This is a genomic window from Pseudomonas sp. B21-031 (assembly GCF_024748985.1).
In the GTDB taxonomy this organism is placed as follows: Bacteria; Pseudomonadota; Gammaproteobacteria; order Pseudomonadales; family Pseudomonadaceae; genus Aquipseudomonas; species Aquipseudomonas kermanshahensis.
In genome coordinates, this window is record NZ_CP087181.1 from 1,049,006 (window position 1) to 1,074,818 (window position 25,813).

The 25,813-nt window shown below is 62.3% G+C and carries 31 protein-coding genes; 19 read left to right on the forward strand and 12 right to left on the reverse strand.

Going from position 1 to position 25,813, the window contains the following annotated elements; all coding sequences use genetic code 11:
• Window positions 1-48: 48 nt before the first annotated feature.
• The 6 genes from pmbA to LOY53_RS04745 all read left to right on the forward strand — a co-directional run bounded on the left by pmbA (window position 49) and on the right by LOY53_RS04745 (window position 5,343).
• On the forward strand, window positions 49-1,395 hold the full coding sequence (gene pmbA, locus LOY53_RS04720) for a metalloprotease PmbA (protein ID WP_252826776.1): 1,347 nt from the start codon (window positions 49-51) through the stop codon (window positions 1,393-1,395).
• Window positions 1,396-1,543: 148 nt separating this feature from the next.
• Window positions 1,544-1,945 (forward strand): FagA protein, encoded by a 402-nt coding sequence (locus LOY53_RS04725; RefSeq protein ID WP_099452992.1) that lies wholly within the window; start codon window positions 1,544-1,546, stop codon window positions 1,943-1,945.
• Window positions 1,938-3,314, forward strand: a complete 1,377-nt coding sequence (locus LOY53_RS04730; protein WP_258703660.1) for a lyase family protein — start codon at window positions 1,938-1,940, stop codon at window positions 3,312-3,314. Before LOY53_RS04725 ends, LOY53_RS04730 begins: the two co-directional genes overlap by 8 nt.
• A 49-nt stretch (window positions 3,315-3,363) precedes the next feature.
• A complete protein-coding gene (locus tag LOY53_RS04735) occupies window positions 3,364-3,825 on the forward strand; it encodes a hypothetical protein (protein WP_027595600.1) in 462 nt (153 codons plus the stop codon).
• Window position 3,826: 1 nt separating this feature from the next.
• Complete coding sequence (locus LOY53_RS04740; protein ID WP_099452995.1) at window positions 3,827-4,438, forward strand: superoxide dismutase; 612 nt, start codon at window positions 3,827-3,829, stop codon at window positions 4,436-4,438.
• Window positions 4,439-4,449: 11 nt separating this feature from the next.
• Window positions 4,450-5,343 (forward strand): ZIP family metal transporter, encoded by an 894-nt coding sequence (locus LOY53_RS04745; RefSeq protein WP_099452996.1) that lies wholly within the window; start codon window positions 4,450-4,452, stop codon window positions 5,341-5,343.
• Window positions 5,344-5,667: 324 nt separating this feature from the next.
• Here the strand turns inward: LOY53_RS04745 and LOY53_RS04750 are convergent, their stop codons facing one another.
• From LOY53_RS04750 to LOY53_RS04795, 10 genes are all read right to left on the reverse strand, one after another.
• The gene (locus LOY53_RS04750; RefSeq protein WP_027595603.1) at window positions 5,668-5,940 is read right to left on the reverse strand and encodes an HPr family phosphocarrier protein; all 273 of its coding nucleotides are present in this window, start codon (window positions 5,938-5,940) and stop codon (window positions 5,668-5,670) included.
• 20 nt (window positions 5,941-5,960) lie between these two features.
• Entirely contained in the window at window positions 5,961-6,815 is an 855-nt protein-coding gene (gene rapZ / locus LOY53_RS04755) for an RNase adapter RapZ (protein ID WP_099452999.1), read from the reverse strand.
• 2 nt (window positions 6,816-6,817) lie between these two features.
• Window positions 6,818-7,282, reverse strand: coding sequence for a PTS IIA-like nitrogen regulatory protein PtsN (ptsN, locus tag LOY53_RS04760; protein WP_099453000.1), 465 nt, complete (start codon window positions 7,280-7,282; stop codon window positions 6,818-6,820).
• A 12-nt stretch (window positions 7,283-7,294) separates the two neighbouring features.
• Window positions 7,295-7,603, reverse strand: coding sequence for a ribosome hibernation-promoting factor, HPF/YfiA family (hpf, locus tag LOY53_RS04765; RefSeq protein WP_003255135.1), 309 nt, complete (start codon window positions 7,601-7,603; stop codon window positions 7,295-7,297).
• A 79-nt stretch (window positions 7,604-7,682) separates the two neighbouring features.
• Window positions 7,683-9,176: an RNA polymerase factor sigma-54 gene (locus LOY53_RS04770; RefSeq protein ID WP_252826779.1), complete on the reverse strand. Its 1,494-nt coding sequence runs from the start codon at window positions 9,174-9,176 to the stop codon at window positions 7,683-7,685.
• A 175-nt stretch (window positions 9,177-9,351) separates the two neighbouring features.
• The gene (gene lptB / locus LOY53_RS04775; protein WP_027595607.1) at window positions 9,352-10,077 is read right to left on the reverse strand and encodes an LPS export ABC transporter ATP-binding protein; all 726 of its coding nucleotides are present in this window, start codon (window positions 10,075-10,077) and stop codon (window positions 9,352-9,354) included.
• Window positions 10,078-10,602: a lipopolysaccharide transport periplasmic protein LptA gene (gene lptA, locus LOY53_RS04780; RefSeq protein WP_252826780.1), complete on the reverse strand. Its 525-nt coding sequence runs from the start codon at window positions 10,600-10,602 to the stop codon at window positions 10,078-10,080.
• Entirely contained in the window at window positions 10,589-11,161 is a 573-nt protein-coding gene (lptC, locus tag LOY53_RS04785) for an LPS export ABC transporter periplasmic protein LptC (RefSeq protein ID WP_027595609.1), read from the reverse strand. The genes lptA and lptC overlap by 14 nt, the downstream gene beginning before the upstream one ends.
• An 8-nt stretch (window positions 11,162-11,169) precedes the next feature.
• The gene (locus tag LOY53_RS04790; protein WP_027595610.1) at window positions 11,170-11,694 is read right to left on the reverse strand and encodes an HAD family hydrolase; all 525 of its coding nucleotides are present in this window, start codon (window positions 11,692-11,694) and stop codon (window positions 11,170-11,172) included.
• Window positions 11,695-12,669 (reverse strand): SIS domain-containing protein, encoded by a 975-nt coding sequence (locus LOY53_RS04795; protein WP_252826782.1) that lies wholly within the window; start codon window positions 12,667-12,669, stop codon window positions 11,695-11,697.
• Window positions 12,670-12,915: 246 nt separating this feature from the next.
• Between LOY53_RS04795 and LOY53_RS04800 the strand changes: the two genes are divergently transcribed.
• From LOY53_RS04800 to hisC, 10 genes are all read left to right on the forward strand, one after another.
• Complete coding sequence (locus LOY53_RS04800; protein WP_016501329.1) at window positions 12,916-13,725, forward strand: ATP-binding cassette domain-containing protein; 810 nt, start codon at window positions 12,916-12,918, stop codon at window positions 13,723-13,725.
• Window positions 13,725-14,522, forward strand: coding sequence for a lipid asymmetry maintenance ABC transporter permease subunit MlaE (gene mlaE, locus LOY53_RS04805; protein WP_027595612.1), 798 nt, complete (start codon window positions 13,725-13,727; stop codon window positions 14,520-14,522). Before LOY53_RS04800 ends, mlaE begins: the two co-directional genes overlap by 1 nt.
• A complete protein-coding gene (gene mlaD / locus LOY53_RS04810; protein ID WP_027595613.1) occupies window positions 14,522-15,007 on the forward strand; it encodes an outer membrane lipid asymmetry maintenance protein MlaD in 486 nt (161 codons plus the stop codon). Before mlaE ends, mlaD begins: the two co-directional genes overlap by 1 nt.
• A gap of 9 nt (window positions 15,008-15,016) precedes the next feature.
• Window positions 15,017-15,664, forward strand: coding sequence for a phospholipid-binding protein MlaC (locus LOY53_RS04815; protein ID WP_252826783.1), 648 nt, complete (start codon window positions 15,017-15,019; stop codon window positions 15,662-15,664).
• Window positions 15,661-15,963 carry a lipid asymmetry maintenance protein MlaB gene (locus tag LOY53_RS04820; protein WP_252826784.1) on the forward strand — a complete coding sequence of 101 codons (303 nt, stop codon included), beginning with the start codon at window positions 15,661-15,663 and terminating at the stop codon, window positions 15,961-15,963. The genes LOY53_RS04815 and LOY53_RS04820 overlap by 4 nt, the downstream gene beginning before the upstream one ends.
• 119 nt (window positions 15,964-16,082) lie before the next feature.
• Entirely contained in the window at window positions 16,083-16,322 is a 240-nt protein-coding gene (locus LOY53_RS04825) for a BolA family protein (RefSeq protein ID WP_003255121.1), read from the forward strand.
• Between the two features lie 23 nt (window positions 16,323-16,345).
• Window positions 16,346-17,611 carry a UDP-N-acetylglucosamine 1-carboxyvinyltransferase gene (gene murA / locus LOY53_RS04830; RefSeq protein ID WP_099453006.1) on the forward strand — a complete coding sequence of 422 codons (1,266 nt, stop codon included), beginning with the start codon at window positions 16,346-16,348 and terminating at the stop codon, window positions 17,609-17,611.
• Between the two features lie 170 nt (window positions 17,612-17,781).
• A complete protein-coding gene (gene hisG, locus LOY53_RS04835) occupies window positions 17,782-18,417 on the forward strand; it encodes an ATP phosphoribosyltransferase (RefSeq protein WP_027595617.1) in 636 nt (211 codons plus the stop codon).
• Window positions 18,418-18,543: 126 nt separating this feature from the next.
• Complete coding sequence (gene hisD, locus LOY53_RS04840) at window positions 18,544-19,869, forward strand: histidinol dehydrogenase (RefSeq protein WP_099453007.1); 1,326 nt, start codon at window positions 18,544-18,546, stop codon at window positions 19,867-19,869.
• A 2-nt stretch (window positions 19,870-19,871) separates the two neighbouring features.
• On the forward strand, window positions 19,872-20,918 hold the full coding sequence (gene hisC, locus LOY53_RS04845; RefSeq protein WP_252826786.1) for a histidinol-phosphate transaminase: 1,047 nt from the start codon (window positions 19,872-19,874) through the stop codon (window positions 20,916-20,918).
• Window positions 20,919-21,012: 94 nt separating this feature from the next.
• On the opposite strand, the gene LOY53_RS04850 is transcribed toward hisC, so the two are convergent.
• Entirely contained in the window at window positions 21,013-22,194 is a 1,182-nt protein-coding gene (locus LOY53_RS04850; protein ID WP_258703661.1) for an alkaline phosphatase family protein, read from the reverse strand.
• A gap of 138 nt (window positions 22,195-22,332) precedes the next feature.
• On the opposite strand from LOY53_RS04850, the gene LOY53_RS04855 reads away from it, so the two are divergent.
• From LOY53_RS04855 to LOY53_RS04865, 3 genes are all read left to right on the forward strand, one after another.
• Window positions 22,333-22,983, forward strand: coding sequence for a FadR/GntR family transcriptional regulator (locus LOY53_RS04855; RefSeq protein WP_252826788.1), 651 nt, complete (start codon window positions 22,333-22,335; stop codon window positions 22,981-22,983).
• 13 nt (window positions 22,984-22,996) lie between these two features.
• A complete protein-coding gene (locus LOY53_RS04860; RefSeq protein WP_258703662.1) occupies window positions 22,997-24,277 on the forward strand; it encodes an MFS transporter in 1,281 nt (426 codons plus the stop codon).
• 177 nt (window positions 24,278-24,454) lie between these two features.
• Window positions 24,455-24,940, forward strand: coding sequence for a nuclear transport factor 2 family protein (locus tag LOY53_RS04865; RefSeq protein WP_258703663.1), 486 nt, complete (start codon window positions 24,455-24,457; stop codon window positions 24,938-24,940).
• Here the strand turns inward: LOY53_RS04865 and LOY53_RS04870 are convergent.
• Complete coding sequence (locus LOY53_RS04870; RefSeq protein ID WP_252826791.1) at window positions 24,919-25,791, reverse strand: hypothetical protein; 873 nt, start codon at window positions 25,789-25,791, stop codon at window positions 24,919-24,921. The two genes, LOY53_RS04865 and LOY53_RS04870, sit on opposite strands and share 22 nt — an antisense overlap.
• Window positions 25,792-25,813: the final 22 nt, after the last annotated feature.

Here is a 25,813-nt window from a genome sequence, read left to right on the forward strand (position 1 = left end):
GGTCGTAGAATGACCCTCGCCGAACGCAGAATTTGAGTGGAGAGAACCATGAGTGCAGTCCAGAGCGTAGGTCCGAAAGACCTGCCAGCGTTGCAGGAACAGGTCGAAGCGATCATCGCCGAAGCGCGTCGCCAGGGTGCCAGTGCCTGCGAAGTCGCGGTGTCGCTGGAGCAGGGCCTGTCCACCACGGTGCGCCAGCGTGAGGTCGAAACGGTCGAGTTCAACCGTGACCAGGGCTTTGGCATCACCCTCTATGTCGGCCAGCGCAAAGGCTCGGCCAGCACTTCCGCGAGTGGCCCAGACGCGATCCGCGAGACCGTTGCCGCAGCCTTCGCCATTGCCAAACACACCTCTGAAGACGAATGCTCGGGACTGGCCGATGCCGCGTTGATGGCGCGCAAAATCCCGGACCTGGACCTTTACCACGACTGGGATATCGAACCTGAGAAGGCGATCGAGATGGCCCTGGCCTGCGAGGCCGCGGCGTTCGACGCCGATGCCCGCATTCTCAACGCCGATGGCACCACCCTCAACACCCATCAAGGGTGCCGGGTATATGGCAACAGCCACGGATTCATCGGGGGCTATGCGTCGACCCGGCACAGCCTGAGCTGTGTGATGATCGCCGAGGGCGACGGGCAGATGCAGCGCGACTACTGGTATGACGTGAACCGCCAAGGCACCTTGCTGGCTGACCCGCGCAGCATCGGCCAGCGCGCGGCCCAGCGTGCGGCCAGCCGCCTCGGCGCGCGCCCGGTACCAACGTGCGAAGTGCCGGTGCTGTTCTCGGCGGAGCTGGCCGGCGGCCTGTTCGGCAGCTTCCTCTCGGCGATTTCCGGCGGCAACCTGTACCGCAAGTCATCGTTCCTTGAAGGCACACTCGGCCAGCGCCTGTTCCCAAGCTGGCTGACCCTCGATGAGCGCCCGCATATTCCTCGGGCCTTGGGCAGTGCCGCGTTCGATGGTGACGGCTTGGCGACCTACGCCAAACCGTTCGTCGACAAAGGTGAGTTGGTGTCGTACCTGCTGGGCACCTATTCCGGGCGCAAGCTCGGGCTGCCGAGCACGGCCAACTCGGGTGGTGTGCACAACTTGTACGTGACACATGGCGTCGAAGACCAGGCTGCCCTGATCCGCCGCATGGGGCGTGGCTTGTTGGTGACCGAGCTGATGGGGCATGGCCTGAACATGGTGACCGGCGATTATTCGCGTGGGGCTGCGGGTTTCTGGGTCGAGAACGGCGAGATTCAGCATGCGGTGCAGGAAGTGACCATCGCCGGGAACATGAAGGATATGTTCCAGCAAATTGTCGCGATCGGTAACGATCTAGAAACACGAAGCAACATCCACACGGGCTCGGTGCTGATCGAGCGAATGACGGTTGCAGGCAGCTGACAGCAACAGAAAATATAATCTGATTCGCTAAACCCGGCCCTGGCGCCGGGTTTTTTTATGCATCCTACCTCACGGCTTTAGTCGATCCGCACTTGAAGTGATTCTATTTATCACTTAATAATGAATATCATTACCCAGTTGCTTGGCGATGGTGTTCATGAAATCCGTCCTCCACGAATTGCCCTACTTGGAAAACTGGCGCTGGCTCAGCCGGCGCATTCGCTGCGCGCTCGAGCCCGATGAGCCGCGTCTTATCGAGCACTACCTGGCCGAAGGCCGTTACCTGGTGTGCTGCACCGAAACCTCGTCCTGGACGGTGGCTTTGACCTCCTTCCGCCTGCTGCTGGATACCGCCTGCGATCGCATGCTGCCGTGGCATTGGCGCTGCCTGTGCCTGGACCAGGCCTGGCGCCCGTTGCTGGACCTGCGCAACCTCGACCGCCGCGATCAGAACCAGCGATGGCAGCCCTACGCCCTGCAATTGGCCAACTGCGTATTGCTGCCTTCGATTTCTCCCGATGAACTGATGCAAGGATTAGACGATGAGTAATACCCGTATCGAGCGTGACAGCATGGGTGAGCTGCAGGTGCCTGCCCAGGCCCTGTATGGCGCCCAGACACAGCGCGCGGTCGACAACTTCCCGATCAGCGGCCAGCGCATGCCGGCCCAGTTCATTCGCGCATTGCTGCTGGCCAAGGCCGCAGCGGCCAAGGCCAACATCGAGCTGGAGCAAGTGACCGCCGACCAGGGCCAGGCCATCGTCAAGGCGGTTGAGCAACTGCTTGCGGAAGATTTCATCCAGCATTTCCCGGTGGACGTGTTCCAGACCGGTTCCGGCACCAGTTCGAACATGAACGCCAACGAAGTGATCGCCACCCTGGCCAGCCGTGTGCTGGGTGATGCGGTCAATGCCAACGACCATGTGAACTGCGGCCAGAGCAGCAACGACATCATCCCGACCACCATCCATGTCAGTGCCGCCTTGGCGCTGCACGAGCAGCTACTGCCGGCGTTGCGGCACCTGGTGCAGGTGATCGAGGCCAAGTCGGTGCAGGTATACCCCTTTGTAAAAACCGGCCGCACTCACTTGATGGACGCCATGCCCGTGCGCATGAGCCAGGTGCTCGACGGTTGGGCGGCGCAAATCAACGGCGCGCTGGCACACATTGAGGCGACCCTGCCGAACTTGCAGGCCCTGGCCCAGGGCGGCACCGCCGTCGGGACCGGGATCAACGCCCATCCACAGTTCGCTGCCGGCTTCGCGCGTCAGCTGAGTGCCCTGACCCAGGTCGAGTTCACCCCCGGCCAGAATCTGTTTGCGCTGATCGGCTCGCAAGACACGGCGGTGGCCCTGTCGGGTCAACTCAAGACCACCGCCGTGGCACTGATGAAAATCGCCAACGACCTGCGCTGGATGAACTCCGGCCCCTTGGCCGGCCTCGGCGAGATCGAGCTGCAAGGCTTGCAGCCGGGCTCTTCGATCATGCCGGGCAAGGTCAACCCGGTGATCCCGGAGGCTACCGCCATGGTTGCCGCGCAGGTGATCGGCAATGACGCGACCATCGCCATCGCCGGGCAGTCGGGCAACTTCGAACTGAACGTCATGCTGCCGGTGATCGCCCGCAACCTGCTGGAAAGCATCGAACTGATGGCCAGCGTCAGCCGCCTGCTGGCCGACAAGGCCATCGCCACCTTCAAGGTCAATGAAAGCAAGCTCAAGGAAGCGCTGGCGCGCAACCCGATCCTGGTCACTGCGCTGAACCCGATCATTGGCTACCTCAAGGCCGCCGAAATCGCCAAGACCGCCTACAAGCAGGGCCGCCCGATCATCGACGTGGCGCTGGAGCACACCGACTTGTCGCGTGACCAGCTCGAGGCCCTGCTGGACCCGGAAAAACTCACGGCCGGCGGTATCTGACTCAGGGTCACCGCCGAGCGTACGAGCCATCGCGCTCAGGAGAAACGTCATGCAGCACTGGAAACGCACCACTGAAACCGCCAACCGCCTGTTCGAGCAAGGTGAATGGGTCGATGCCCGGGAACACTACCTGCAAGCCTTGGCCTTGGCCCAGGTGCTGTTCGAGCGCTGGCATGACGTCGACGAAGCGGTGGCGGTGTTCGTCATCGCTCACCACAACCTGGCCGACCTGCACCTGCGCCTGAACCAGCCGCACGAGAGCGCCGACTACCTGTGCTCTGCGCACCAGCGCTTGCTCCAGGCCAGCCAGGAAGCGCGCTTGCCCCAGGCGCTGCGGGATGCAGCGCTGCGCCACAGCTCACGCACCTACACCGAATTGCTGAGTTTCATTGCCGAGTACGGACAGTACCCGCGCACCGAGCGCCTGCTCAACCGTCACGCCCCCGCAGCTAGCGAGCTGGCCGCGCAAACAGGCGTGACACCCAGAACCCACGCTTACGGAATCCATTGATATGCCACATACCTTGCCTGCATTACCTTATGCCTACGATGCGCTGGAACCGCACATCGATGCCCAGACCATGGAAATTCACCACAGCAAGCACCACCAGACCTACATCAACAACCTCAACGCTGCCATCGAAGGCACCGAATGGGCCGAATGGCCGGTGGAGCAGCTGGTAGGTGCGGTCAAGCAGTTGCCAGAAAAGCTGCAGGCTGCCGTGATCAACCAAGGCGGCGGCCACGCCAACCACACGCTGTTCTGGACGGTGATGGCGCCACACGGCGGCGGCCAGCCACACGGTCAGGTGGCCAAGGCCATCGAGGCCGAGCTGGGTGGGTTCGACGCGTTCAAGGACGCCTTCACCAAAGCAGCGCTGACCCGCTTTGGCAGTGGCTGGGCCTGGCTCAGCGTCACCCCGGGCAACACGCTGGTGGTCGAAAGCAGCGGTAACCAGGACAGCCCGCTGATGCACGGCAATACGCCGATTCTCGGGTTGGATGTGTGGGAGCACGCCTACTACCTGAAATACCAGAACCGTCGCCCTGAATACATCGGTGCCTTCTACAACGTCGTCGACTGGGCGGAAGTGGAACGTCGTTATCTCGAAGCCTTGAAGTGAGTCGATCCGGTATGCGTTCACAGGTGTTGTCCGTCAGCAGCGTACGTCTGTTTCGTCTGGCGATAGGAACCTTGCTGTTGCTGGTGGGCACAGCATTGCTGCTGGCGCAGGGCATTGCCTGGCTGGGCCTGGAACCGCGCATGCTACGCGCCCTCGAAGGGGGTGCATTGTGCGCGTTGGGGACAGCGCTGGGCGCGGTACCGGTGTTGGTGATTCGTAACATGCCGGTGGCGCTGGCCGACACACTGCTGGGCTTCGGTGCGGGGGTGATGCTGGCGGCCACCGCGTTTTCCCTGATCATCCCGGGGCTGGAGGCGGCGCAAGGCATCGGCTTCAGCCCTTGGGGCGCGGGCGGCCTGATCAGCTTTGGCCTGATGTTTGGCGCCTTGTGCCTGTTCCTGGTCGACCTCAAGGTCTCCGGTGCCTCGCCAGAAGCCTTGGTCGGCACGGACAACCAGCCGGTGATCGCCGCGCGAATCTGGTTGTTCGTGATCGCCATCATTGCCCACAACATTCCTGAAGGCATGGCCATCGGTGTGTCTGCGGGCGGCGGCATGGCCGATGCCGACAGCCTGGCGATGGGCATCGCTTTGCAGGATGTGCCGGAAGGGCTGGTGATTGCGTTGGTGCTGGCGGGGGCGGGCATGCCGCGTTTCAAGGCATTCCTGATTGGTGCCGCTTCAGGCCTGGTCGAACCGGTGGCAGCGGTTATCTGTGCCTGGCTGGTGAATGTTGCCGAACTGCTGTTGCCGTTGGGCCTGGCATGTGCCGCAGGGGCGATGCTGCTGGTGGTGACCCAGGAGATCATCCCCGAGTCACGTAGCAATGGGCATCACCGCCTGGCCAGTTTGGGATTGTGTATCGGTTTTTGCCTGATGATGGTGATGGACACGGCGATGTCTTGAATTGATTGCGCCATGATGATTGTGTCGTGGATGCGACCGTTCGGCGGGAGATTGTCTGGGCCTGTAAGGCCGAGCGCCGCCCGCGCGGCGCTTCGCAGCACAAGGCTGCTCCTACATTTGTTTCGGGCCAATTACCCCAGCGTCATAGGCGCACGCCCCTTGGCATATGGCACGATATCGTGTTGTGAAAACAAGACGGTATCGCGCTGGCACAGGCGTTACTGGCCCGAAACAGATGTAGGAGCAGCCTTGTGCTGCGAAGCGCCGCGCGGGCGGCGCTCGCTCTCACAGGCGCTGAAGGTGTTGTGACAAGCCCAGCGTTCCCTACTCGCCTTCGTCGAAGTAGTTGTTGATCAACTCGACCAGCGCGTCCAGCGCGTCGTTGTCCTGTTCGCCTTCGGTCAGCAAGTGCACTTGGGTGCCTTTGCCTGCCGCGAGCATCATCACCGCCATGATGCTCTTGCCGTCCACCAGCTTGTCTGGCGCGCGGCCTACCTTGACCTGGCAGGGAAAGCGCCCGGCCACGCCGACGAACTTGGCCGCCGCCCGGGCATGCAGGCCCAGCTTGTTGATGATGGTGATTTCGCGGGCGGGCATCGTGGGGTGGATCCTGTGGGCTAGAGGTCGCGGTGGCGGACCTGGACGTTTTTCAGGGATTGCTGCAGCAACGTGCCGAGGCGTTCGGTCAGGTACACCGACCGGTGATGGCCACCGGTGCAGCCAATGGCGATGGTGACATAGGCGCGGTTACTGGCGGCGAAGCGGGGCAGCCATTTAAGCAGGTAGCTGGAAATGTCGTTGAACATCTCTTCGACGTCCGGCTGGGCGGCGAGGTAGTCGATTACCGGTTGTTCGAGACCAGAATGCTCACGCAATTCGGGCTTCCAGTAGGGGTTGGGCAGGCAGCGCACGTCGAACACCAGGTCGGCATCGACCGGCATACCCCGTTTGAAGCCAAAGGATTCGACCAGGAACGCGGTGCCAGGCTCTGGCTGGTTGAGCAGGCGCAGCTTGATCGAGTCGCGCAACTGGTAAAGGTTGAGGCTGGTGGTGTCGATCTTGAGGTCGGCAAGGTCGGCGATCGGCCCCAGCATGTCGCTTTCCACGCGTATCGCCTCTGCCAGGGAACGGTTGGCATTGGTCAGCGGGTGACGCCGACGAGTCTCCGAAAAGCGCTTGAGCAGGGTGTCTTCGTCGGCATCCAGGTACAGCACATCACACTTGATATGCCGGGCGCGGGCCTCTTCAAGCAGCTCGGGGAAACGCGTCAGGTGGCTGGGCAGGTTGCGCGCGTCAATCGACACGGCGACCTTGGGTTGCAGCAACTCGGTATTGATCAAGGCATCTTCCGCAAGCTGCGGTAGCAGCCCGGCGGGAAGGTTGTCGATGCAATAGAAACCGTTGTCTTCCAGGACATCGAGGGCGGTGCTCTTGCCGGAGCCGGACCGGCCGCTGACGATGATCAGGTGCATGTTCAGTGCTCGTTCTGTACGTCCAGGACAACCTGGTACAGGGCCTCGTCACTGCTGGCGGCACGCAGGCGATCACGAACCTCTTTGCGATCGAGCATGCTGGCGATCTGGCGCAGCAGTTCCAGGTGCGCATCGGTGGCAGCTTCGGGCACCAGCAGGACGAACAGCAGGTCCACGGGTGCGCCATCGATGGCGTCGTAGTCGATCGGTGCCTCCAGGTGCAGCAATGCGCTGACCGGGGCGGTGCATCCTTCGAGTCGGCAGTGGGGGATGGCGATGCCGTTGCCGAACCCGGTCGAACCGAGCTTTTCACGGGCGACCAGTTTTTCGAAGACGTCTTGCATCTCCAGTTCTGGCACTTGGTTGGCGATGAGATTGGCGACCTTTTCGAGGGCGCGCTTCTTACTGCCTCCCGGCACGTTCACGAGGGAACGGCCGGGGGTCAGGATGGTTTCAAGTCGGATCATGGATGAGGGGGATCAGCGGGCAGCTGCACCTTGCAGCAGGCTTTGCTGTTTTTCCTTGTGTTTTTTCAGTTGGCGGTCGAGCTTGTCGGCCAAGGCGTCGATCGCTGCATACATGTCTTCGTGTTCCGCGTTGGCTACCACTTCACCGCCCGGAATCTGCAGGGTCGCTTCGACCTTCTGCTGCAGCTTCTCGACCTTCATGATGACCTGCACGTTAGTGATCTTGTCGAAGTGACTTTCCACGCGGGCGAGCTTTTCAAGCACATAATCGCGCAGCGGCTGGGTGACTTCTACATGCTGTCCACTGATATTGACTTGCATACAGCTTCTCCTTTATTGCCCGTGCATAAAGAGGCAAGTCTTGCACCTGCCCCAAAAACGCTGTGGCACATACCAGGTGCTACATCAGTCGCTTGCGCTCGCTCGACGGTGCGATGCCGAGAGACTCGCGGTACTTGGCGACGGTGCGACGGGCTACCTGGATGCCTTGTGCCTCCAGTAAACCAGCGATCTTGCTGTCACTCAATGGCTTTTTCTGATTTTCCGCCGCAACCAGTTTCTTGATGATCGCGCGGATCGCTGTGGACGAGCATTCTCCGCCTTCAGCGGTGCTGACGTGGCTTGAGAAAAAGTATTTCAGTTCGTAGATGCCGCGGGGCGTGTGCATGTATTTTTGCGTGGTGACCCGCGAAATGGTCGACTCGTGCATGCCGACGGCTTCGGCGATGTCATGCAGGACCAACGGCTTCATCGCTTCGTCGCCATGGTCGAGGAAGCCGCGCTGATGCTCGACGATCTGCGTGGCCACTTTCATCAGGGTTTCGTTGCGGCTTTGCAGGCTCTTGATGAACCAGCGCGCTTCTTGCAGCTGATTGCGCATGAAGGTGTTGTCGGCGCTGGTGTCGGCGCGGCGGACAAAGCCTGCGTATTGCGGGTTGACGCGCAGGCGCGGGATGGCTTCCTGGTTCAACTCCACCAGCCAGCGGTCGCTGTCTTTGCGCACGATGACGTCGGGCACGACGTACTCGGGCTCGCTCGATTCGATCTGCGAGCCAGGGCGCGGGTTGAGGCTTTGCACCAGTTCGATGACCTGGCGCAGCTCGTCTTCCTTGATCTTCATGCGCCGCATCAGCTGGCTGTAGTCGCGGCTGCCGAGCAGGTCGATGAAGTCGGTGACCAGGCGTTTGGCCTCGGCCATCCACGGCGTGCTGGCCGGTAGCTGGCGCAGTTGCAGCAGCAGGCATTCGCCCAGGTTGCGTGCGGCGATGCCGGCAGGCTCGAACTGCTGAATGCGGTGCAAGACCGCTTCGACCTCGTCCAGCTCGATATCCAGTTCGGGGTCGAAACCGGCGCAGATCTCTTCGAGGGTGTCTTCGAGGTAGCCCTGGCCATTGATGCTGTCGATCAGGGTGACGGCGATCAGGCGATCGGTGTCGGACATCGGCGCCAGGTTCAACTGCCACAGCAGGTGGCTTTGCAGGCTTTCGCCGGCCGATGTGCGGGTGGTGAAGTCCCACTCGTCGTCATCGTTGCTCGGCAGGCTGCTGGCGCTGGTCTGGTAGATGTCTTCCCAGGCGGTATCGACGGGCAGCTCGTTGGGGATTCGCTCGCCCCACTCGCCGTCTTCCAGGTTTTCGGCACTGTTGGTGCTTTCCTGGAAGCTGTTGTCCTGGACTTCGGCGACCGGTTTGTTCTCGGCGTTATCGGCCATCGGGTCGCTGTTGTCGAAGTCCTCGCCGTCTTCCTGACGTTCGAGCATCGGGTTCGATTCCAGCGCTTCCTGGATTTCCTGTTGGAGGTCCAGGGTAGAGAGCTGGAGGAGGCGGATGGCCTGTTGCAACTGAGGAGTCATCGTCAGTTGCTGGCCCATTTTTAGGACGAGCGATGGTTTCATGGCAGGGGCTTAATACCTTGTTCGCCGGCGCGCATGCGCCATCCACTACACGAGGGCGCCGCAGCGCCAAATTCAAGCAAGTTTTATGCCTTAAATTGTAGCGTTTGCCTAGAGCACCGTAACAACTTAAACCCCGACAGGGTCGATTTGCCAGTGCTCCAGGTGCGTCCCGGGGTCAGAGCCGGAACTCGTGACCCAGGTAAACCTCTTTGACCAGTTCGTTGGCCAGGATGGTCTCGGCGTCGCCTTCGGCGATCAGTCGGCCATCATTGACGATATAGGCGGTTTCGCAGATATCCAAGGTCTCGCGCACGTTGTGGTCGGTGATCAGTACGCCGATGCCCTTGGCCTTGAGGTGGTGGATGATCTGCTTGATGTCACCGACGGAAATCGGGTCGACGCCCGCGAAGGGTTCGTCGAGCAGGATGAACTTCGGTGCGGTCGCCAGGGCGCGTGCGATCTCGACACGGCGGCGTTCGCCACCCGAGAGGCTCATGCCGAGGTTGTCGCGGATGTGGCTGATGTGGAACTCCTGCAGCAGGCTTTCCAGCTCCTTGCGGCGGCCGTCGCGGTCGAGCTCCTTGCGGGTCTCGAGGATCGCCATGATGTTGTCGGCCACCGACAGCTTGCGGAAGATCGAAGCTTCCTGCGGCAGGTAGCCGATGCCGGCACGCGCGCGACCGTGCATGGGCTGGTGGCTGACATCGAGGTTGTCGATCAGCACGCGCCCTTGCTCAGCCTGGACCAGGCCGACGATCATGTAGAAGCAGGTGGTCTTGCCGGCGCCGTTGGGGCCAAGCAGGCCGACGATCTGGCCGCTGTCGATCGACAGGCTGACGTCGCGCACGACTTGCCGACCCTTGTAGCTCTTGGCCAGGTGCTGGGCTTTGAGGGTTGCCATTTACTCGGCCTTCTTCTTCGGCTGGATCACCATGTCGATGCGCTGACGTGGTTGAGTCACGTTGCCACCACGACCGGCGGTCGCAACCTGGGTCTTGGAGTTGTAGACGATCTTCTCGCCTTCAGTGGTGTTGCCTTCATTCTCGACCTTGGCGCGGTCGGTGAGGATCACCAAGTCTTTCTGCGCCTGGTACTGAATGGTTACCGCCCAGCCTTTCATTTTGTCCGGTTTGGCGGCGCTCTGCTGCTGCTCGAAGTAAGCCAGGTTGCCCACTGAGGTGACCACGTCGACGTCGCCGCTGGTGGTACGGGTCATGGTCACGGTGTTGCCTTTGATCATCATCGAGCCTTGGGTGATGATCACGTCACCGGTGTAGGTGGCCACGCCTTGCTTGTCGTCCAGGTGCGCGTTGTCGGCCTGGATGCGGATAGGCTGGTCACGGTCGGTCGGCAGTGCGAAGGCGCTCGCGCTTCCCAGTGCTGCGCTCAGGCTGAGCAAAAGGGGGAGGGTTTTAACGAGCCTCATACTGTCCTCTTACGTTAGAGAGCAGGTCCATCCTGCCTTCTTTCAAATACGCTTTCATTCCTTTGCCCGTGGTCGTGCCACCGGCGCCGTCGATTCTAACGGCTTGCTCGGTCTGCGCATATTGCTTCTGCGGGAATACGGTCATGCGTGAGCTGGTGATAATCGTTTCACGCTTCTTTTCGTCGGTGCGGGCAATGCGCACCTGGTCGATCAGCTCGACCTCGGTGCCGTCCGGGTTAACCTCGGCACGGACGCTTTGCACGTGCCACGGGTACTCGGTGCCGCGGTACATGTGCAGGTCTGGCGTGGTCACCAGTGTGACTTCGGTGGCCGTCAGGTGTTCGACCTTGTCGGCGGTCATTTCGTACTGCAACTTGCCGTCGGGCAGGAACTGCACGCTGTGGGCATTGATCGCGTAGTAGTCGATGGCGCTCTCGTCGACCTGGGCCGTGGGCTGGTCGAGGAAGCTCTCGGGGCTGACATTCCAGTAGCCGATCGCCGCCAGCAGGGCGCCGATGGCCACGAGCAGCACAATATTGCGGGCTTTCTTGCTGAACATGAGCAGCCTTAAAGGTAATGTGCGTTGGCAGCGTCCAGGGTGCCCTGGGCCTGCATGATCAGTTCACAAAATTCACGCGCCGCGCCTTCACCGCCGCGGGCCTGGGTCACCCCGTGCGCATGTTGGCGAACGAAGGGGGCGGCGTTGGCCACCGCCATGCCCAGGCCGACCCGGCGGATCACCGGCAGGTCGGGCAGGTCGTCGCCCAGGTAGGCGACTTGTTCATAGCTTAGGCCGAGTTCGGCGAGCAAGCCGTCGAGTACCACCAATTTGTCCTCGCGGCCCTGGTACAGGTGCGGGATGCCGAGGTTTTTCGCACGGCGCTCGACCACCGGGGTTTTGCGCCCGCTGATGATTGCGGTGGTCACGCCCGATGCCATGAGCATCTTGATGCCCTGGCCGTCGAGGGTGTTGAAGGTCTTGAACTCGCTGCCGTCTTCGAGGAAGTACAGGCGGCCGTCGGTGAGCACGCCGTCAACGTCGAACACGGCAAGCTTGATGGCCTGGCCACGTTGAATCAAATCCTGGGTCATTTACATTACTCCGGCGCGCAACAAGTCGTGCATGTTCAGGGCGCCGGTCGGGCGGTCGTCCTGGTCGACCACCACCAGCGCGTTGATCTTGTGGTCTTCCATGATTTTCAGGGCCTCGGCGGCCAGCATTTCGGCGCGGGCGGTCTTGCCATGCACGGTCATCACCTGGTCGATCAAGGTGGTGTGCATGTCGATATTGCGGTCCAGGCTGCGGCGCAGGTCGCCGTCGGTGAAGATCCCGGCCAGTTTGCCGTCCGGTTCGAGGATCACGGTCATGCCCAGGCCTTTGCGTGACATTTCCAGCAGCGCGTCCTTGAGCAGGGTGCCGCGTGGCACCTGGGGCAGTTCGGCGCCTGCGTGCATCACGTTCTCGACCTTGAGCAGCAGGCGGCGGCCAAGGGCGCCTCCGGGGTGCGAAAAGGCGAAGTCTTCGGCAGTGAAGCCACGGGCTTCGAGCAGGGCGATGGCCAGGGCGTCGCCCAGCACCAGCGCTGCGGTGGTCGAAGAGGTGGGGGCCAGGTTCAGCGGGCAGGCCTCCTGGGTGACGCGAGCGTCGAGGTTGACCTCGGCAGCCTGGGCCAGGGGCGAATCGGCATTGCCGGTCAGGCTGATCAGCTGGATGCCGAGGCGCTTGATCAGCGGCAGCAAGGTGATGATTTCTGCAGTGCTGCCAGAATTGGACAGGGCCAGGATGACATCGTCCCGGGTGATCATGCCCATGTCGCCATGGCTGGCTTCGGCGGGGTGTACGAAGAACGCAGGCGTGCCGGTGCTGGCCAGGGTGGCGGCGATCTTGTTGCCGATATGCCCCGACTTGCCCATGCCGACCACCACGACCCGGCCTTTGCTGGCCAGAATCAGCTCGCAGGCCTTGACGAAGTTGGCGTCGATACGCGGCGCCAGGCTTTCCACGGCCTCGACTTCGAGGCGCAAGGTGCGCAGGGCGGACTGGATCAGCTCACTGGATTGGCTCATGTCGTCAAACAATGCCTGATGAAAAGGCGGCGATTATAGCCGCAATGGAAGAAAGCCTCATCCTTTCGATTGCCCGGCAAATGCCATGGAAGTCTGTCGTTGTGCTGAACGACACGTTCCATGGCCTTGGGGCCGCCCTGTCAGCGGTGCTATAGTTCGCCGCTATTCGGCCTGTCAGGGGCGCGTGTGCCTTCACGATGAGGGCAAGCGTCCACTAGGACGAGGCTGCACTAGCAAGGAGTCTAGATGAGTGTGGATAGCGCCTACGCGGTCGAGTTGAAGGGAGTGACCTTCAAGCGCGGTTCGCGCAGCATTTTCAGCAATGTCGACATACGCATCCCCCGCGGCAAGGTCACCGGCATCATGGGGCCATCGGGTTGCGGCAAGACCACATTGCTACGCCTGATGGGGGCGCAACTGCGTCCGTCCAGCGGCGAGGTATGGGTAGCCGGGCAGAACCTGCCGACGCTGTCGCGCAGCGACCTGTTCGACGCGCGCAAGCAGATGGGCGTGCTGTTCCAGAGTGGCGCGCTGTTCACTGACCTCGATGTGTTCGAGAACGTGGCCTTCCCGCTGCGCGTGCATACCCAGCTGTCGGAAGAGATGATTCGCGACATCGTGTTGATGAAGCTGCAGGCTGTCGGCCTGCGCGGTGCCATCGACCTGATGCCTGACGAACTGTCCGGTGGCATGAAGCGCCGGGTGGCGTTGGCGCGTGCGATCGCCCTGGACCCGCAGATCCTCATGTACGACGAACCGTTCGTCGGCCAGGACCCGATCGCCATGGGGGTACTGGTGCGCCTGATCCGCCTGCTCAACGATGCCCTGGGCATCACCAGCATCGTGGTTTCCCACGACCTGGCCGAAACCGCCAGCATTGCCGACTACATCTACGTGGTAGGGGATGGCCAGGTGCTGGGGCAGGGCACGCCTGACGAGCTGATGGGGTCGGACAACCCGCGTATTCGCCAGTTCATGAAAGGCGACCCGGATGGCCCGGTACCCTTCCACTTTCCCGCGCCTGATTACCGCGCCGACCTGCTGGGGGCGCGTTGATGCGCAGAAAATCCTTACTCGAACGTGTTCGCCTGTTCGGTCGCTCGGCGATCGACGTGCTGGCCGTGCTCGGGCGTTCCTGTCTGTTCCTGTTCCATGCGCTGATCGGGCGTGGCGGCATTGGCGGTGGCTTCCAACTGCTGACCAAGCAGCTGTACTCGGTGGGCGTGCTGTCGCTGGCGATCATCGTCGTGTCCGGTGTGTTCATCGGCATGGTGCTGGCGCTGCAGGGCTACAGCATCCTGACCAAGTACGGCTCTGAACAGGCTGTTGGGCAGATGGTGGCCTTGACCCTGTTGCGTGAGCTCGGACCGGTGGTGACCGCACTGTTGTTCGCCGGCCGCGCAGGTTCTGCGCTGACCGCCGAAATCGGCAACATGAAGTCCACCGAGCAGCTGTCGAGCCTGGAAATGATCGGCGTCGACCCGCTCAAGTACATCGTTGCGCCACGCCTGTGGGCCGGCTTCATCTCGCTGCCGCTGCTGGCGCTGATCTTCAGCGTGGTTGGCATCTGGGGTGGGTCGTGGGTCGCCGTGGATTGGCTGGGCGTCTACGAGGGCTCGTTCTGGGCCAACATGCAGAACAGTGTTTCCTTCACCGACGACGTGCTGAACGGCTTGATCAAGAGCCTGGTGTTCGCCTTCGTCACCACCTGGATCGCCGTATTCCAGGGGTACGACTGTGAGCCCACCTCAGAAGGGATCAGCCGTGCCACCACCAAGACCGTGGTCTATGCCTCGTTGGCTGTCCTGGGTCTGGACTTTATTCTGACCGCCTTGATGTTTGGAGATTTCTGATGCAAAACCGCACCCTGGAAATCGGTGTCGGCCTGTTCCTCCTGGCCGGGATCCTGGCGCTGCTGCTGCTGGCCCTGCGAGTCAGCGGGCTGTCGGCCAGCCCGAGCAGCGATACCTATAAAGTTTATGCGTACTTCGACAATATCGCCGGTTTGACGGTCAGAGCTAAAGTGACCATGGCCGGTGTGACGATCGGCAAGGTCACCGCCATCGATCTGGACCGTGATTCCTACACCGGTCGGGTGACGTTGCAACTGGACAAGACCGTCGACAACCTGCCGACCGACTCCACTGCTTCGATCCTGACCGCCGGGTTGCTGGGCGAGAAGTACATCGGCATCAGCGTGGGCGGCGAAGACGACGTGCTCAAGGATGGCGCGACCATCCATGACACCCAGTCGGCACTGGTGCTGGAAGATCTGATTGGCAAGTTCCTGCTCAACTCCGTTGGCAAGGAACCGAAAGAAGCGCAACCGGCTAATTAAGGAGTTTCCATGATTTCGATCCTGCGACGTGGCCTGCTGGTCCTGCTGGCGGCCTTCCCTTTGCTGACCGTGGCGGCGCAGACGCCTCACGATGTGGTGCAAGGCACGACCAACGAATTGCTTGGCGACCTCAAGGCCAACAAGGATCAGTACAAGTCCAACCCCAACGCCTTCTACGATGCGCTCAACCGCATCCTGGGCCCGGTGGTGGACGCTGACGGCATTTCCCGCAGCATCATGACCGTGAAGTATTCACGCAAGGCCACGCCTGAGCAGATGCAGCGCTTCCAGGAGAACTTCAAGCGCAGCCTGATGCAGTTCTATGGCAACGCCCTGCTGGAATACAACAACCAGGGCATCGTCGTTGACCCGGCCAAGGCTGATGACGGCAAGCGTGCCAGCGTCGGCATGAAGGTGACCGGTAACAACGGCGCCGTGTACCCGGTGCAGTACACCCTGGAGAACATTGCCGGCGAGTGGAAGGTGCGTAACGTCATCGTCAACGGTATCAACATCGGCAAACTGTTCCGCGACCAGTTCGCCGATGCCATGCAGCGCAACGGCAACAACCTGGACAAGACCATCGATGGTTGGGCCGGTGAAGTGGCCAAGGCCAAGCAGGCTGCCGACAGCTCGCCTGACAAGGAAGTGAAATGAGCGAGGCCGGGGTAAGCATGGCCGAGCCAGGCGTGTTGCGCCTGGCAGGCGTGCTGGACTATCGCAGTGGCCCGGCCTTGCGCAAGCAAGGCAAGGCATTGATCGACGCCTCGCGCGAGCCGCACATGGTGCTGGATTGCTCGGCCGTGGCGAAATCGTCCAGCGTCGGCCTGTCGCTGCTGCTGGCGTTTATCCGCGATGCCCAGGCGGCCGGCAAGGCCTTCGAGGTACGCGGTATGCCCGAAGACATGCGGGAAATTGCCGGGGTCTATGACCTCGATGAAGTGCTGGCTACTTGATGGCAGTGCATTGAAGGATGGCCCCTCGGTCAGCGCACGCCCTCAGTGGGCTTCGCAGGCGAGGGGCTTTTTTGTATGATGGCCGACCCGTGCGCATCGGGCGCCGATTGAGGTTGAGCATGCAGGCCGTAGAAGTTAAAAGCTTCCTTGAAGAAAAATTGCCGGGATCCCGGGTCGAAGTTGAAGGCGAAGGCTGCAACTTCCAGTTGAACGTGATCAGCGACGAGTTGGCTGGCCTGAGCCCGGTCAAGCGTCAGCAGGCGATCTATGCTCACCTTAATCCCTGGATCGCCAATGGCAGCATCCATGCGGTAACCATGAAATTTTTCAGCAGCGCAGCCTGGGCTGAGCGCACCTGAGCCAACTTGGCGGCGAGACTCCAATGGACAAACTGATTATTACTGGCGGCGCTCGCCTTGACGGCGAGATCCGCATTTCGGGCGCGAAGAACGCGGCATTGCCGATTCTGGCGGCGACCCTGCTGGCTGACGGCCCGGTCACCGTGGCCAACCTGCCGCACCTGCACGACATCACCACCATGATCGAGCTGTTCGGGCGTATGGGCATCGAGCCTGTGATCGACGAAAAGCTGGCCGTGGAAATCGACCCACGCACCATCAAGACCCTGGTCGCGCCGTACGAGCTGGTCAAGACCATGCGCGCCTCGATCCTGGTGCTGGGCCCGATGGTGGCGCGTTTCGGCGAGGCTGAAGTAGCCCTGCCTGGCGGTTGCGCCATCGGTTCGCGTCCTGTCGACCTGCACATCCGTGGCCTTGAGGCCATGGGCGCGAAGATCGAAGTCGAAGCCGGCTACATCAAGGCCAAGGCGCCTGAGGGTGGCCTGCGCGGTGCGCACTTCTTCTTCGACACCGTCAGCGTGACCGGTACCGAGAACATCATGATGGCCGCTGCCCTGGCCAAAGGCCGCAGCGTGCTGCAAAACGCTGCCCGTGAACCTGAAGTGGTCGACCTGGCCAACTTCATCAACGCCATGGGCGGCAATGTTCAGGGCGCTGGTACTGACACCATCACCATCGAAGGCGTCGAGCGCTTGCACTCGGCCACTTACCGCGTCATGCCCGACCGTATCGAAACCGGTACCTACCTGGTCGCCGCAGCCGTCACCGGCGGCCGCGTCAAGGTCAAGGACACCGACCCGACCATCCTTGAAGCGGTACTGGAAAAACTCAAGGAAGCGGGCGCCGACATCACCACCGGCGAAGACTGGATCGAGCTGGACATGCACGGCAAGCGGCCTAAGGCCGTCAACCTGCGTACCGCGCCGTACCCAGCGTTCCCGACCGACATGCAGGCGCAGTTCATCTCGCTCAACGCCATCGCCGAAGGCACTGGCGCGGTGATCGAGACGATCTTCGAAAACCGCTTCATGCACGTCTACGAAATGCACCGCATGGGCGCGCAGATCCAGGTCGAAGGCAACACCGCCATCGTCACTGGCGTCAAGACGCTGAAGGGCGCGCCAGTCATGGCCACCGACCTGCGTGCTTCCGCCAGCCTGGTACTGTCGGCGCTGGTGGCCGATGGCGATACGCTGATCGATCGCATCTACCACATCGACCGTGGTTACGAGTGCATCGAGGAAAAACTGCAGATGCTGGGCGCCAAGATCCGCCGCGTACCGGGTTAATAGCCCACAGGCGCACGATGTGGGAGCGGGCTTGTCCCGCGAAGGAGGCACTGCGGTGTATGGCACCGGCGTTGCCGGTGTTCGCGGGGCTAGCCCGCTCCCACACACGAATTGAATGAGGTCGGGCCTAGGCCCGGCCGGCAGTAGCCGCTTAAGGACCGACGTTTCCCATGTTGACCATCGCGCTATCCAAAGGCCGAATTCTCGACGATACCCTGCCATTGCTGGCCGAGGCCGGTATCGTGCCGACCGAGAACCCGGACAAGAGCCGTAAACTGATCATCCCCACCACGCAGGACGACGTGCGCCTGCTGATCGTGCGTGCCACTGACGTGCCGACCTACGTCGAGCATGGCGCCGCCGACCTCGGTGTGGCTGGCAAGGACGTGCTGATGGAGTACGGCGGCCAGGGCCTGTACGAGCCGCTGGACCTGCAGATTGCCCGCTGCAAGCTGATGACCGCTGGCGTGGTCGGCGCACCTGAGCCCAAGGGCCGTCTGCGCGTGGCCACCAAGTTCGTCAACGTCGCCAAGCGTTATTACGCCGAGCAAGGCCGTCAGGTCGACATCATCAAGCTGTATGGCTCGATGGAGCTGGCACCCCTGATCAACCTCGCCGACAAGATCATCGACGTGGTCGACACTGGCAACACCCTGCGCGCCAATGGCCTGGAACCCCAGGAAATGATCGCCACGATCAGCTCCCGCCTGGTGGTCAACAAAGCATCGATGAAGATGCAGCACGCCCGTATCCAGAGCTTGATCGACACCCTGCGCAAGGCCGTCGAATCGCGACACCGCGGCTGACTCCTGCGCGCGACCTCCGCTGTCGCGCCCGTCTATCCGCGTCATAGCCACTTTTCTCGGGTGCCCGCGCGGATGGACTGGTAGCCTAGGGCGCCTGAGCATTCGCTAATAATCGAGGCCCTCGCCATGACCGTGTCCACTGCAATTGCCCGTCTCAACGCCGCTGATCCGGATTTCGCCCGACATCTGGATCATCTGCTGAGCTGGGAAAGTGTGTCCGATGACGCGGTCAACCAGCGCGTGCTCGACATCATCAAGGCCGTGCGTGAGCGCGGCGACGCGGCGCTGGTGGAGTTCACCCAGCGCTTCGATGGTGTCGATGCTAAGTCCATTGATGACCTGATTCTCGGCCGTGAGCGCCTTGAGCTTGCCCTGACGCGCATTACCGACACCCAGCGTGCAGCCCTGGAAAAGGCCGCCGAGCGCGTGCGCATCTACCACGAGCGGCAAAAGCAGGATTCCTGGCAGTACACCGAAGCCGACGGCACCGTGCTGGGCCAGAAGGTCACGCCGCTGGACCGCGCAGGCCTGTACGTACCAGGTGGCAAGGCGTCGTACCCGTCCTCGGTACTGATGAACGCCATTCCGGCCAAGGTTGCAGGGGTGACCGAAGTGGTCATGGTGGTGCCGACCCCGCGTGGCGAGGTCAACGAACTGGTACTGGCCGCTGCCTGCATCGCCGGTGTCGACCGTGTGTTCACCGTGGGTGGCGCACAGGCCGTCGCCGCGCTGGCCTATGGCACCGAGAGCGTGCCGCAGGTAGACAAGATCGTCGGCCCGGGCAACATCTACGTCGCCACCGCCAAGCGCCATGTATTTGGCCAGGTCGGCATCGACATGATCGCCGGCCCGTCGGAAATTCTCGTGGTGTGTGATGGCCAGACCGACCCGGACTGGATCGCCATGGACCTGTTCTCCCAGGCCGAGCACGACGAAGACGCCCAGGCCATCCTGGTCAGCCCGGACGCTGAGTTCCTCGACCGCGTTGCCGCCAGCATCGACAAGCTGCTGCCGACCATGGAACGCGCCGAGATCATCGAGAAATCGGTCAATGGCCGCGGCGCGCTGATCCAGGTGCGTGACATGCAGCAGGCCATCGAAGTGGCCAACCGCATCGCCCCCGAGCACCTTGAGCTGTCGGTCGCCGACCCACAGGCCTGGTTGCCGCAGATTCGCCACGCCGGCGCGATCTTCATGGGCCGCCACACCAGTGAAGCTCTGGGTGACTACTGCGCAGGCCCCAACCACGTGTTGCCTACCTCCGGCACCGCGCGTTTTTCGTCGCCGCTGGGGGTGTATGACTTCCAGAAGCGTTCGTCGATCATCTTCTGCTCCGAGCAGGGCGCGTCCGAGCTGGGCCACACCGCGTCGGTCCTGGCCCGTGGCGAGTCGCTGACCGCCCACGCCCGCAGCGCCGAATACCGTATCCTGACCCAAGAGAAGGGGAACTGAGCATGAGTCGATTCTGGAGCCCCTTCGTCAAGGACCTGGTGCCTTACGTGCCGGGCGAGCAACCCAAGCTGGCCCGCCTGGTCAAGCTCAACACCAACGAGAACCCCTATGGCCCGTCGCCCAAGGCGCTAGAAGCCATGCGCGGCGAGCTGAACGACAACCTGCGCCTGTACCCGGACCCGAACGGTGACCGGCTCAAGCAGGCGGTGGCCGAGTACTACGGCGTCACCCCGGGGCAGGTGTTTGTCGGCAACGGTTCGGACGAGGTGCTGGCGCACATCTTCCACGGCCTGTTCCAGCACGATGCACCGCTGCTGTTCCCGGACATCAGCTACAGCTTCTATCCGGTGTACTGCGGCCTGTACGGCATTGCCTACGAGCAAGTCGCGCTGGACGAGCAGTTCCAGATCCGCGTCGAGGACTACAAAAAGCCGAATGCCGGGATCATCTTCCCCAACCCCAATGCGCCGACCGGCTGCCTGATGCCGCTGCAAGCGGTCGAGCAGCTGCTGCAGGGCAACCCGGATTCGGTGGTAGTGGTGGATGAGGCCTACATCGACTTTGGTGGCGAGACGGCCATCAGCCTGGTAGGCCGCTACGACAACCTGCTGGTGACCCAGACCCTGTCCAAGTCCCGTTCGCTGGCTGGCCTGCGCGTCGGCCTGGCAGTGGGCCACCCGGACCTGATCGAAGCGCTGGAGCGGATCAAGAACAGCTTCAACTCCTACCCGCTGGACCGTGCGGCGATCGTCGGTGCAGCCGTGGCGTTCGAAGACCGTGCCTACTTCGAAGAAACCTGCCGCAAGGTGATCGACAGCCGTGAAGTGCTGGTCGAGCAACTGACGGCCAAGGGCTTCGAGGTGCTGCCGTCGGCGGCCAACTTCATCTTCGCCCGCCACCCGCAGCAGGATGCCGCCGAGTTGGCGGCTCGCTTGCGTGAGCAAGGCGTGATCGTGCGGCACTTCAAGCAGGCGCGGATTGCCCAGTTCCTGCGGATTACCATCGGTACGCCGGAAATGAACCAGGCGTTGCTCGATGCACTGAACTGATCAAGGCGGGCTCACGTAGCCGCCTGCTTCGATCTGACCCCGCCTGGCATCGGCTGCCAGGCGGGGTTTTTGCTTTCAGGGCTGAACCTGGCTCTCAATAGGCTATTTCCTCGATGCTGTACGGCATGCTGGCAGGCCTGTTGCGTACGGCTGCCGGCGTGCCATCGAGTAGCAGCACATAGTCGTTGACGTCGTCCATGCCGTCCGGGTCGGTCCACTGTTCGGCGGCAGCCGGAACTTGTGCAACCACATGCCCGTTCTTGAGGATGGTCAGGTAGCCTTTGGCGGTACTGTGCCAGCGCAGGCGGGCATTGGCTTCATCGGCCCTTGCTTTGCGAGCGCCCGCGTCACCGAGCAGGGGTGTGCCGTCGAGTAGCCATTGCGGCTGCAGTGTCAGGCCCATGTGCCGCAGCACGGTTGGCGCTACTGAGGTCTGCGCAGGCAGGCGGTACAGGTTGTTCGGTCCAGGGTTTTCTTGCGGGACACTAGGCTGAGTCAGTTCTTCGTTCAGCGGTTTATTGCTGGCGATAAAAATGGTCTTTTCCTGTTCCGTGACGCCGCCATGGCCTTTGCCCCAATAGTCGCGGCCATGGTCCGTGCTGACAATCACCAGCCAGTCTTCACGCGGATGGCGGCGGCTGCGTAGCTCGACCGCGTCCAGCAGTTCCCCCACTTGGTTGTCGGCCTTTCGCAGTGCCTGCTGGTAGCGGTTGTCGAAACCACCGTTGTGGCCGGCTGCGTCAGGTCCGCCCAACTGGATGAAGGTGAAGTCGGCGGGCGTGGTGTCGAGTATCTGCAGCGCCCGCGCGATGACGTTATCGTCGGATAGGCCACTCTCGCGTACGTCGTTGCCGTGGGCGTCCTCGAGCAGGAACGCGGTGTTGATCGGCGACCAGTTCACCACACTGGACAGGTAGGCGGTGGGCAGCGCCTGGCGCAGCCGTTTGAACAGGCTGGGAAAGGCCGGGGCGACGCGCAGCGACTCGGCATTCGAGTCAACGCCATGCTTGTTGCTCCAGACCCCGGTGAGCAGGGTGACCCAGCCAGGGCCGCTGAGCGTTGGCTGTTCGCTGGCCTTGCCGGTGATGCCGCCGGTGTAGGCGCTGCCGTAATACAGGCGTTTCTGCAGATTGCTGGCGTCGCCCAATGCTTCGTAACGTTCGAGTTGCACGCCTTCGATACCGATGATCAGGGTTTTCGGTTGGCGCGCGTGCTGCGCCGGGTCGCACGCTGCCAGCAGCACCAGTGTCATCAGAAGCAGGGCTGATAATCGCATGAAGGGGCATCCGGGAACGGTATAGCGAGCGTTGCAATAAAGCGTGCCGCTCACAACTGGCAGAAATACCAGGTGGTTTGCTGTTCAGAGGGCTTTCCATTAGGCTGCAGCAATTCATCGGATGATTGGTTGAATGTAATGAGCGTAGAGTTGACCAAGCGTTCCCTGGTCGAACTTGCCGTGGAGCGCATGCGCGAGCGCATCCTCAACGGCGACTGGCAGGTAGGGCAGCGCCTGCCGACTGAGCCGGAGCTGGCCCAGGAACTGGGCATCAGCCGCAATACTGTGCGTGAGGCCATGCGCGTGCTGGCGTTCAGCGGCCTGGTGGAAATCCGGCAGGGCGATGGCAGTTACCTGCGCACGGCCCAGGACCCGCTGATGGCGGTGCAGGCGATGTCCCGCTGCACGCCCGAGCAGGCGCGGGAGACCCGCCATATTCTCGAAGCCGAGGCCATCGGCCTGGCGGCGCTGCGCCGCACCGACACCGACCTGCAAGGGTTGCGTGAAGCCCTTGCGGGCAGCGCTGGGCATTTTCACGGTGACATCGATGCGTATGTGAGCTGCGACCTGGTGTTTCACCAGCGCTTGGTGGATGCCGCCCACAACCCGGCATTGAGTGAGTTGTACCGGTACTTTTCCGGCGTGGTGGCCGCTGCGCTGCAGCACAACATGACCACCGTTCCGCGCTGCCAGTCCACGTTCGATCTGCACGGGGAAATCCTCGACGCCATCGAGCATCGTGATTCGGAGCGGGCCAAGCGCCTGAGCCGGACCCTTATCGAATCCTGACCACGAGAAGCCCATGGCTGAATCAATGACCCGTAGCAACCCGCCCGGCGAGCGGGAACTCGACGAACTGCTGATCGACGCCGAAGCCGATGACGAGCAGGTGCAGCAACAGCCTGTGCTGCTGCGCCGGCCCTGGCTGTTGCTGCTGGGCCTGGTACTGGTGGCGCTGAACCTGCGGCCGGCCTTGTCGAGCATGGCGCCGGTGCTGGGCCTGGTGTCCGATGGCCTGGGCTTGAGTGCCTCGCAGGCCGGTTTGCTGACCACCTTGCCGGTGCTGTGCCTGGGCCTGTTTGCGCCACTGGCGCCGGTGCTGGCGCGGCGTTTTGGCAGTGAGCGGGTGATCCTCGGCATTCTCCTGACCTTGGCCTTGGGCATTGCAGTGCGCAGTGCCTTTGGGGTGGCCGGGGTATTCTTGGGCAGCCTCATGGCCGGCGCCAGCATTGGCATTATCGGCGTGCTCTTGCCGGGCATCGTCAAGCGCGACTTCCCACAGCGTGCCGGCACCTTGACCGGGGTCTACACCATGGCGCTGTGCCTGGGGGCGGCCATGGCGGCCGGTGCCACGGTACCCCTGGCCCAGCACTACGAAGGCAACTGGGCGCTGGGGCTGGGCTTCTGGGCCGTGCCGGCACTGTTGGCCATGTTGGTCTGGCTGCCGCAGGCGCGCCAAGGGCACGGCCTGCACAAGGTTGCCTATCGGGTGCGTGGCCTGTGGCGTGACCCATTGGCCTGGCAGGTGACCTTGTACATGGGCCTGCAATCGTCGCTGGCCTATATCGTTTTCGGTTGGTTGCCTTCGATTCTGATTGGTCGTGGTCTGAGCCCAACCGAGGCGGGGCTGGTGCTGTCGGGCTCGGTGATCGTGCAATTGATCAGCTCGCTCAGTGCGCCCTGGCTGGCCACGCGCGGCAAGGACCAGCGCTTGGCCATCGTGATTGTCATGCTGGTGACCCTGGCTGGGCTGTTTGGCTGCCTGTATGCGCCTATTTCCGGGCTCTGGGGGTGGGCGGTGCTGCTGGGCCTAGGGCAGGGCGGGACGTTTGCCCTGGCGTTGACGTTGATCGTGCTGCGCTCCAAAGACGCCCATGTGGCGGCGAACCTGTCGAGCATGGCGCAAGGGGTGGGTTACACACTGGCGTCGATGGGGCCGTTTGCGGTGGGGTTGGTGCATGACCTGACCGGTGGCTGGGCGGCACTGGGGTGGATCTTTGCCGTGCTAGGCCTGGGTGCCATTGTTTTCGGGCTTGGGGCTGGGCGGGCGTTGCATGTGCAGGTGACCAGCGAAAAAGTCTGAGACTGATTGTGCCAGTGCCGGCCCATTCGCGGGACAAGCCCGCTCCCACAGGAGCCCGCAGTCCTGAAAGCACTCCCATCCTGTGGGAACGGGCTTGTCCCACGAATGGGCCGGCACTGGCGTAAGCGCATCGAGCAGATTATCGTGCACCTTTCGATCCCAGGATGGACCTGCCCCATGAGCGACGCCAACCGCGACCTGATCACCCGCTTTTACCAGGCCTTCCAGCGGCTGGATGCCGAGGCCATGGTGGCCTGTTACAGCGACGATATCGTCTTCAGCGACCCGGTCTTCGGTACCCTGCGCGGCAAGGATGCAGGCGACATGTGGCGGATGCTCACCACCCGCGCCAAGGACTTCACCCTGACCTTCGACAACGTCCGTGCGGACGAACGCGGTGGCAGCGCGCACTGGGTCGCGACCTACCTGTTCAGCCAGACCGGCCGTACCGTGGTCAACGCTATCCAGGCACGTTTCGTCATTCGCGATGGCTTGATCTGCCAGCATGACGACAGCTTTGACCTGTGGCGCTGGTCGCGCCAGGCCCTCGGCGCGCCCGGGGTGCTCCTGGGCTGGTCGCCGTTGATTCAGAACAAGGTACGCCAGCAGGCATTCAAGGGCCTGCGGGCGTACCAGCACAGTCAAGGCAATGCCACGGCCTGATCGCTGTCGTGGTAGCTGAACGTTGCACGTTCTTCGAGGGTGCGCGGTAGGCGGACACGGATCACGGGTATGAAGGTGCCGTTAGTCGTGTGCCAGTCTTGCTGGTCGGCCTGCGCCTGCTGCAAGGCGCCGTATTCGCCTTCGATATGGAAGAACGACTGGATCGGCAGGCTAGCCGCGTCTGCCTCGCTCCATGCGCCGATCACCACTTCGTTCCAAGGGAATGGCAGTTCGGCGGCGTACAGCTGCTTTGCCCGCACGCTCTGGTGGAACGCCTCGGCGCGTTCGGGAACGCGCGCGCGGCGGATATCAAAGGCGCATTGGCGTTTGTAATCACCGCTTTGCCTGTATTGCTCCATCCATTGCTCGGCTGTCTGAATACCTTGCGCATGGCAAGCAGCTTCGGTTTCGGCAGTCTGCCGATTATCGCCACAACCTCGGGTATCGCGCTCCCAGGTATCGCCGTCGGTGGGCCAGGCGCACAGCATCTCGTAACGCAGCGAATCTTTGGGCCGTTGCAGCAGGGGGAACAGCGTGAAGCCACTGCGGGCATCGGCTGCCAGGCGGGTCGTGGGAATGTCGGCGCGCAGGTAGGAGAACGATACGCCGCCCTTGTCCTTGCTGTTCTGGCTATGATGCCAGGTATGATAATGCGGTGAAGGCTTGGTTGACCTGATCAGCACGCCCGAGCAGGCGTGGGCAGGTACCGCATTGCTTTTGCAGTACGCGGGGGTGGCATCGTAGTTCCTCTGCATTTGATCGGCGGTTTGTGCGCCAATCGAACCGTGGGCGTTGAATGCGGTTGTCAGTAGCGTTGCATAGAGCAGGGTACCGCTCAGTTTATTGAACATGATGAAGCCCTCAATGAGTGGG

What these genes read in the sequence shown, in the direction of transcription:
- LOY53_RS04815 (WP_252826783.1), top strand. Translation starts at nt 15,017, where the DNA reads ATGATTTCGATCCTGCGACGTGGCCTGCTGGTCCTGCTGGCGGCCTTC.
- LOY53_RS04865 (WP_258703663.1), top strand. Translation starts at nt 24,455, where the DNA reads ATGAGCGACGCCAACCGCGACCTGATCACCCGCTTTTACCAGGCCTTC.
- LOY53_RS04790 (WP_027595610.1), bottom strand. Translation starts at nt 11,694, where the DNA reads ATGACCCAGGATTTGATTCAACGTGGCCAGGCCATCAAGCTTGCCGTG.
- pmbA (WP_252826776.1), top strand. Translation starts at nt 49, where the DNA reads ATGAGTGCAGTCCAGAGCGTAGGTCCGAAAGACCTGCCAGCGTTGCAG.
- LOY53_RS04825 (WP_003255121.1), top strand. Translation starts at nt 16,083, where the DNA reads ATGCAGGCCGTAGAAGTTAAAAGCTTCCTTGAAGAAAAATTGCCGGGA.
- LOY53_RS04795 (WP_252826782.1), bottom strand. Translation starts at nt 12,669, where the DNA reads ATGAGCCAATCCAGTGAGCTGATCCAGTCCGCCCTGCGCACCTTGCGC.
- mlaE (WP_027595612.1), top strand. Translation starts at nt 13,725, where the DNA reads ATGCGCAGAAAATCCTTACTCGAACGTGTTCGCCTGTTCGGTCGCTCG.
- LOY53_RS04855 (WP_252826788.1), top strand. Translation starts at nt 22,333, where the DNA reads ATGAGCGTAGAGTTGACCAAGCGTTCCCTGGTCGAACTTGCCGTGGAG.
- rapZ (WP_099452999.1), bottom strand. Translation starts at nt 6,815, where the DNA reads ATGCACCTGATCATCGTCAGCGGCCGGTCCGGCTCCGGCAAGAGCACC.
- LOY53_RS04745 (WP_099452996.1), top strand. Translation starts at nt 4,450, where the DNA reads ATGCGTTCACAGGTGTTGTCCGTCAGCAGCGTACGTCTGTTTCGTCTG.
- mlaD (WP_027595613.1), top strand. Translation starts at nt 14,522, where the DNA reads ATGCAAAACCGCACCCTGGAAATCGGTGTCGGCCTGTTCCTCCTGGCC.
- LOY53_RS04730 (WP_258703660.1), top strand. Translation starts at nt 1,938, where the DNA reads ATGAGTAATACCCGTATCGAGCGTGACAGCATGGGTGAGCTGCAGGTG.
- ptsN (WP_099453000.1), bottom strand. Translation starts at nt 7,282, where the DNA reads ATGATCCGACTTGAAACCATCCTGACCCCCGGCCGTTCCCTCGTGAAC.
- LOY53_RS04850 (WP_258703661.1), bottom strand. Translation starts at nt 22,194, where the DNA reads ATGCGATTATCAGCCCTGCTTCTGATGACACTGGTGCTGCTGGCAGCG.
- lptC (WP_027595609.1), bottom strand. Translation starts at nt 11,161, where the DNA reads ATGTTCAGCAAGAAAGCCCGCAATATTGTGCTGCTCGTGGCCATCGGC.
- lptB (WP_027595607.1), bottom strand. Translation starts at nt 10,077, where the DNA reads ATGGCAACCCTCAAAGCCCAGCACCTGGCCAAGAGCTACAAGGGTCGG.
- LOY53_RS04750 (WP_027595603.1), bottom strand. Translation starts at nt 5,940, where the DNA reads ATGCCCGCCCGCGAAATCACCATCATCAACAAGCTGGGCCTGCATGCC.
- LOY53_RS04820 (WP_252826784.1), top strand. Translation starts at nt 15,661, where the DNA reads ATGAGCGAGGCCGGGGTAAGCATGGCCGAGCCAGGCGTGTTGCGCCTG.
- hisC (WP_252826786.1), top strand. Translation starts at nt 19,872, where the DNA reads ATGAGTCGATTCTGGAGCCCCTTCGTCAAGGACCTGGTGCCTTACGTG.
- LOY53_RS04725 (WP_099452992.1), top strand. Translation starts at nt 1,544, where the DNA reads ATGGTGTTCATGAAATCCGTCCTCCACGAATTGCCCTACTTGGAAAAC.
- LOY53_RS04860 (WP_258703662.1), top strand. Translation starts at nt 22,997, where the DNA reads ATGGCTGAATCAATGACCCGTAGCAACCCGCCCGGCGAGCGGGAACTC.
- hisG (WP_027595617.1), top strand. Translation starts at nt 17,782, where the DNA reads ATGTTGACCATCGCGCTATCCAAAGGCCGAATTCTCGACGATACCCTG.
- murA (WP_099453006.1), top strand. Translation starts at nt 16,346, where the DNA reads ATGGACAAACTGATTATTACTGGCGGCGCTCGCCTTGACGGCGAGATC.
- lptA (WP_252826780.1), bottom strand. Translation starts at nt 10,602, where the DNA reads ATGAGGCTCGTTAAAACCCTCCCCCTTTTGCTCAGCCTGAGCGCAGCA.
- LOY53_RS04770 (WP_252826779.1), bottom strand. Translation starts at nt 9,176, where the DNA reads ATGAAACCATCGCTCGTCCTAAAAATGGGCCAGCAACTGACGATGACT.
- LOY53_RS04870 (WP_252826791.1), bottom strand. Translation starts at nt 25,791, where the DNA reads ATGTTCAATAAACTGAGCGGTACCCTGCTCTATGCAACGCTACTGACA.
- LOY53_RS04740 (WP_099452995.1), top strand. Translation starts at nt 3,827, where the DNA reads ATGCCACATACCTTGCCTGCATTACCTTATGCCTACGATGCGCTGGAA.
- LOY53_RS04800 (WP_016501329.1), top strand. Translation starts at nt 12,916, where the DNA reads ATGAGTGTGGATAGCGCCTACGCGGTCGAGTTGAAGGGAGTGACCTTC.
- hisD (WP_099453007.1), top strand. Translation starts at nt 18,544, where the DNA reads ATGACCGTGTCCACTGCAATTGCCCGTCTCAACGCCGCTGATCCGGAT.
- hpf (WP_003255135.1), bottom strand. Translation starts at nt 7,603, where the DNA reads ATGCAAGTCAATATCAGTGGACAGCATGTAGAAGTCACCCAGCCGCTG.
- LOY53_RS04735 (WP_027595600.1), top strand. Translation starts at nt 3,364, where the DNA reads ATGCAGCACTGGAAACGCACCACTGAAACCGCCAACCGCCTGTTCGAG.